This window comes from Anaerocolumna aminovalerica, assembly GCF_900115365.1.
GTDB classification, from domain to species: Bacteria; Bacillota; Clostridia; order Lachnospirales; family Lachnospiraceae; genus Anaerocolumna; species Anaerocolumna aminovalerica.
Genome location: NZ_FOWD01000074.1, coordinates 1 through 6,255, shown reverse-complemented (window position 1 = coordinate 6,255; position 6,255 = coordinate 1). Strand labels below are relative to the sequence as shown.

General features: G+C 34.0%; 7 protein-coding genes and 1 pseudogene. 1 reads left to right on the top strand and 7 read right to left on the bottom strand.

What is annotated here, in order from left to right:
• Nucleotides 1–134: pseudogene (locus tag BM183_RS21750) on the top strand (IS91 family transposase); the annotation flags it as partial.
• A 259-nt stretch (nt 135–393) separates the two neighbouring features.
• Here BM183_RS21750 and BM183_RS20330 read toward each other — a convergent pair.
• The 7 genes from BM183_RS20330 to BM183_RS20295 form a co-directional block, all read right to left on the bottom strand.
• Nucleotides 394–972: a nitroreductase family protein gene (locus tag BM183_RS20330; protein WP_091689426.1), complete on the bottom strand. Its 579-nt coding sequence runs from the start codon at nt 970–972 to the stop codon at nt 394–396.
• 100 nt (nt 973–1,072) lie between these two features.
• Complete coding sequence (locus tag BM183_RS20325; RefSeq protein WP_091689424.1) at nt 1,073–1,861, bottom strand: prolipoprotein diacylglyceryl transferase; 789 nt, start codon at nt 1,859–1,861, stop codon at nt 1,073–1,075.
• 89 nt (nt 1,862–1,950) lie between these two features.
• A complete protein-coding gene (locus tag BM183_RS20320) occupies nt 1,951–2,229 on the bottom strand; it encodes a hypothetical protein (protein WP_091689422.1) in 279 nt (92 codons plus the stop codon).
• A 235-nt stretch (nt 2,230–2,464) separates the two neighbouring features.
• Complete coding sequence (locus BM183_RS20315) at nt 2,465–3,106, bottom strand: undecaprenyl diphosphate synthase family protein (RefSeq protein ID WP_091689420.1); 642 nt, start codon at nt 3,104–3,106, stop codon at nt 2,465–2,467.
• 532 nt (nt 3,107–3,638) lie between these two features.
• A complete protein-coding gene (locus tag BM183_RS20305) occupies nt 3,639–4,367 on the bottom strand; it encodes a hypothetical protein (protein ID WP_091689416.1) in 729 nt (242 codons plus the stop codon).
• A gap of 183 nt (nt 4,368–4,550) precedes the next feature.
• A complete protein-coding gene (locus tag BM183_RS20300; protein ID WP_091689414.1) occupies nt 4,551–5,075 on the bottom strand; it encodes an AAA family ATPase in 525 nt (174 codons plus the stop codon).
• A gap of 18 nt (nt 5,076–5,093) precedes the next feature.
• Nucleotides 5,094–5,909 (bottom strand): DNA-3-methyladenine glycosylase family protein, encoded by an 816-nt coding sequence (locus tag BM183_RS20295; RefSeq protein WP_091689412.1) that lies wholly within the window; start codon nt 5,907–5,909, stop codon nt 5,094–5,096.
• Between the last annotated feature and the right edge of the window lie 346 nt (nt 5,910–6,255).

The following is a 6,255-nucleotide window of genomic DNA, read 5'->3' as shown; positions in this document are numbered from 1 at the left end:
AATCCATTCTTCTAACGTTTGGATATGACCCTCTTCGTTGTCCTGAGTGTGGTGCTTCTATGTTGGTTCTAGAAGTGTACCATAAAAAAACTGCACTATTTGAACAATATCGAAAGTCTATGGGATATGGATAAATCCACTTTCCATGATTCTTCCTCAAATGTCAGATAGCGCAGTTCGAACCAAAAACAAAAAACTTCATAAAACAAAGTCATGGCGAAGTAGCACCCTTCGCTCTTTTGTTATTCCATTTTTTATTTCTACTCTATTATACACTATTTTTTCGATTTGAGGAATTTCCTAATAATTAAAAAAGCTGCCGCATACCTGGGATGCGACAGCCTTAATTTATATAGTGATTCTTATTTTTTTATCTTAATTACATTATAATCTTTATTTTATTTCCTGTATTATTAATTCCTCTAAACTTCTTTTTGGAACGTGATGAACTTGGTTTTCATCTCTCCAATATTTAATATCTCCGTCTTCTTTTACCGTTTCTATTACAACTTCTTCTTTTGGATATCCCAAAGCAATTACAATAGCAATATCATAATCATCACTTACCTGAAGAGTCTCCGTTAATTTATCTTTGTGAAAACTTGCAATCATGCATCCCCCAAGACCCTGTTCTGTGGCTCCTAATAAGATGCTCTGTCCGCAGATTCCTTCATCCGGTGTTGGGATTTTGTTAATGCTCTTATCTCTTAGCATAACAACATAACCAGTAGGACGTTCTTCAGGGATTGGACCCGGCCATTCTTTTAGATAACCTGCCCATAATAAATGTTCAAATACTTTTTCATTTGTTTCCGGCTCACAGACCAATATATATTTTAAAGGCTGTTTGTTACCCATACTTGGGGACAATCTTGCCAAATCAACCAACTCTCTTAATTGGTCCATTGTAATAGCCTTCTCTCCATAAAAGCGTCTGTAGGAACGGTTTTTCTTAATAATATCTTTTATCATATATATCCCTCCTAAGTTTATTAGAATCAGATAAGTACTCTGATTATTATTAAGTTTATATAATTACGATATTTCATCTAGAATATTATAAATTCATTTGTTAGTTCATTGTTTCTTCTTCAACCGTGGAAAATTTTTTTGTGTAAAACCAAAAACCAATTGGAATTAATAATAAACTAATCCATTGGGACGTGGATACTCCATAGAAAATTCCCCTTGCCACATCTCCCCGGAAAAACTCTATCATAAACCGGGCTATACTATAAAAGATCAAATAAATTCCAATTACCCTGCCTGATTTTCTCTTTTTTCTTGCATAAATAAAAAGGGCAATACATCCAAGAAAATTAATTCCGCTGCTGATAAGCTGAACTGGCAGCAAAGCCACTCCATTAGGTGCTGCCTGGGATCTCTCAAAAATCACATGAAATATACCATCGTATTCTATTCCATAACAACATCCGGCAGTAAAACATCCTATCCTTCCAAATCCATGTATTAGAGGTATGGAGGGAGCAATTAAATCCAATAAAGTGATAAAATTTATTTTATATTGTCTACTGTATATATAGAACCCAAGAAAAGCACCAATAAGCCCCCCATAAAAAACCAATCCCCCGAACAGAATATGTAATAACAATTTAGGATTTGCAATCAGTAAATCTCTATTTTTTATTAAATCTGGTATAATTGTAATTATGAAAAGCAATTTTGCTCCCAACAGTAAACCAATTCCTGCATAACAAGAAGAGAATATTACATCCTCTTTGTTTATATGATAAATCTTCCTACGGTAAATGGCAGCTAACACACCAAAAAATATACCGATTACACCCATTAAACCGTACAGACTTATTTCTCTTCCTAAAACTACTATTGTAGGTAACATTTTATCCTCCGATATATCCTATTTTATACTAACAAAAGGGCTATTGCAAGACCATTGCAGCAGCCCTTTTATAACATTCGGTTTATAAATCAATAAAAAAAACGTAAACTACTAAGAGCTCCTCCAACGCATATTACACATGCAATAAAGGTAAGAGCACATAATGCAAGACCGATAATGCAAAGTACTACACCGGCTTTAGCCATTCCGTTTTCAGGTGATTCTTTCTGTACTTGGATACCAAGTACGAGACCGATAATTGCTAAAATAATACCTACAAAAGCATACATATTAAAGAATATAAAGACTAAACTTACGATGCCAAGCACTAACGAAGCCGTAGCTTTGTTATTATTTTGATTCTCCATAGTGAACCCCTTCCCTATTAAGATACTTTAATGGCAGACTGCTGGCAGGGCTGTAATTTTTGTCCATTATTGCCGCCTTTTGTCTACACTCAAAGTCTACCAAAAGATACCATGTAAGTCAATACGATTACGGAGCAATTTTTATTTCCTTTCTTACAATATAATATCATCATTAGAGCTCCATAAATTTAGTATCTTATAAATATATTATGAAGAACAAAATATAATTATTCTATTATCCTCCTAATGTAACATCTTGTTTGTCATACCATTCCAATGCTCTTTCAAAATGTTTTGGTTGAAAATCAGGCCACATTTCTTCAACTACATAAAAATCAGAATATACAGACTGTATTGGTAAAAATCCAGATAATCTTCTCATATTACCCCAGCGGATAATTAAATCAATTCTGGATATATCCGAAGAATGGAGCTTGTTCTGCAGGGAATAATTTTTACCTGAAGAGTCCAGAATGTGTTCAATATCCCATTCCCAACCATAATTAACAAGGAAATTTACTTTGATTCCGCCACCATTCATATCTGTTCTTTTGGTGTAGGGTAAAAGTTCTTTTGGAAAACTTTGTGACTGGGTATTACCTACTACTAACAAGGAGGATCCCTCAGATGAAATAATACGAACAGCATCCACACATGCTTTTTTGAAAGCATCCTGCTGCACCATCGGCCTTTTGCAATTATCCGTTGTAAATCCATAATAGGTTATTTCTTTTATTCCTGCCTTTTTAGCAAGCCTTAATACTTCCAGTCCAGGATCTAATCCATAATCATACCCCTCTTCTTTTTTGAACCCCTTATTTAATGCCCATCTTCTATTGCCATCTGGGATTATCCCTATATGATTCGGTATTCTCAATATAACACATCCTTTCTCCTAAAATTTTACCCATAAAATAATAATTATACATAATAAAAAGGTGGTCACAAAACAAAAAACCATCATTTTGAAAATCCAAAAAATTTAGTATATTGAATTCCCTGCTAGTAGAATCTGCCTTTCTACGATACTACTGAAAAAGTCGTCGCAGGTTTGCCATATAGAAGCATTATACAAATTTTAGAGGTATTTCATAGTGTATTTTGTATCCTGCATGTATTTTAAATATATTTTAAAAATACATGCAAAATGCATTCTGTAATATAGAGTTTGTGAGGAATTTCTGAAGGCTTGCATTTTCTGAAAAAATGTTAAATTATTTTTTAGAATAACAGGTAGCTTTTTTCCGGAACAAGTATAGGATGCACCCATAATATACTTAGAATACTTTTTTTCAAAAGAATTCTTCATTTTCATAATCATGGTGGTGCATCCTATATGCTTTTGTTGCTATTTAGTTGATTTTTATAAATTATTAATTCTACTTCTGATTTTCAAATATATTAAGTTTTTATCTTTTCATAGCTTTTTGTTTACGGGTAATTAATATTATAGCAGCTATCAGAACAACTGCTGCCATTCCAATTACAACAATTGTTCCTATATTACTAGTTTCTTTTAAAGAACTTACCGTATCTATTTTTGCAGAAATCAGTCTGGCATCTTCAACTGCATTATTGTTAACTGCTTTATCCGCTGTTTCGTTATTAGCTGAAGTATTTTCCGCTATAGATCCTTCCCCATTCTCAGAAGTAATTTGTATGGTCATTCTATCATCTTCCAGGTTCTCATCAACAGGAGCTACTGGCTGATTAGTAGGTTCACCTGCTGCCGGACTGGATACAGATGCATCCGGAGAATCTGGTGCGGTGTATAACATATATACCTCACCTTCTACGATATTCATTTGTTCTTTTCCTAAATTCTCATTTATATAATCCACAAATGCTTCTTCATATGGTGAAATTCCGACCTCTACTCCATCTCCAACAACACCGGTATGGGTTACTACAAACCCCATCTCTTCAATTTCTTTTGCATGATCTTTAAAAACAAACTGATCAATTTGACTTTGTCTTTCAAGTAATTCCTTATTCTCTTCGGTTGCTCCCTCAAATGCAGGGGTACTTTTTCCGGTATTTCCGTTGGTACCGCCACCTGATGCATATGCAGCTCCTGTAAAGAATAATGAGAAACACGCTCCTAATAATAAAGCTTTTACCATTTTTATTTTAGTCATAATATTCTGCCTCCATTCATTTCTAGTTGTTTTACAAATATTAGACGGAGGAAAATATAAATTAGTTCCATTATAATGGTCAACTAATGACAGTTTATTCTTTTTACCTGCAGCAACAAATAAATACCTAAGTTAAAATAAAAAAGCACCTCAGTAAGCCACACTAACCCCTGAGGTTAAAATTTATGTTTCTTTGCAAAAATGTTGTAAAATACGGTAAACTGATTGCTCCGGTGACTGTTCAGAGGTGTCCAGCCATAAACCGATTTTTGGCGTATCTTTCATAAAATCTGCATACAAATTTTCAACTGTAAAGCCACTGTAACCAATTTTTCCCCTTGATTTCTCCCGTTCTTTTACCACCTCTACAGTTGGACATAAAACGATTACGTGAACCGGATAATCCTTGAACTGTTTTATTATATGGGATAACTCTGCTCCGTAATAATTGTCCTGCAAAACCACAGAAAAATCATTGTCATAATACGTCTTTGCCGCATTTACGGCCAAATAGTATCGAAGGTATAATTGGCGGATTGCTTCTTCAGATGGCTGAGCAGACATTTCTTCACGGCCGGATACAATCATACGACGAAATACATCTCCGCGCAAATGAACTCCTTTTTCCATTTTAGATGCTAGAAGCTCCCCTATCGTTGACTTTCCCGAAGCCATAACACCTGTAATTAAATAGATTGCTCTTTCCATATAAGGCACCTCCTTTCTTCAAGACTTATATTTATTCTTCATATAATAAAACATATATTGCTGGACAATTCCATTAAAGCCTTTATAAGTATTTGTATCAAAGAATCCACCATAGTATGTATCTACCACACGTTTTATCCACACATCAACAGGAAATGCATCAATTTTGTGCATACCATAGAGAGCCACACAATTAGCCACCTTTTCTCCCACACCAGATAGTTTTTTTAACTCAAGAATTGCATCTTCACGGCTCATTTGTTTTATAAGTTCCAGATTAACCTCACCATTTGCTATGGTTTTTGCTGTATTAAGAATATATTTATCCCGGTATCCTAATGCTAATCCTTGCAAACCTTCCATACTCTGCTCTGCTATTACTTCAGGAGAAGGAAAGGTATAATAAACTTTACCTTCAAAGCTTTTCTTCTCACCGAATTTCATGCAAAGCTTTTCAATGGTTGACTTAATGGCAGGTATGGATTTTCTTTGAGAAATAATAAAACTTACAATGGTCTCCCATAAATCTTGTTTTAATATACGAATGCCTTCCCCATATTCCACTGCTTTCTTTAAAAAATCATCCTCACTGTTATGTATGGAATGAACCACATTACCATAATCATAATTTAAGTCAAAATAATCTGCCCACAGTGTTTCAAAATCTTCATCCTCACATCTAAAAACCACTTGATTTTTATCCAATTGCTCTATTTCCAGATATTTATTAAAAGCTACTAAGCTATAACTATTATTTCCAATATTGTTCATACGAAAGCATTGTCCACTGTCAGCTATCTGCTGAACATTAAAATGGACTATATTTTTAATCATCTTATCCTCAATTCTAGCGCTTTAGCGTCTCTTTATAACGATAGCAACCTTGTACGCCAGCACAAATTGCGGTTGAAAAACTTGTTTTTTCAACCTATCCTCTATTTTGTGTCCTTTATGAACGAACGTCATTTTCTATATTTACATAAATCTATCGGTTTTTATTATAAGCCATATTTCATTATTTGTCATGAAAAATAAAAATTTGCTTACTAATGTACGTACGCTTTGCCCTGAAGTTATATGAAAAACTCAAAAAGTGTTAATTGGACCTTCATAATGACTCAATTTATATTTTGTAAGATAACGTGGTGTATAGGATAAATTTTGCTACCTTACCCTCGTG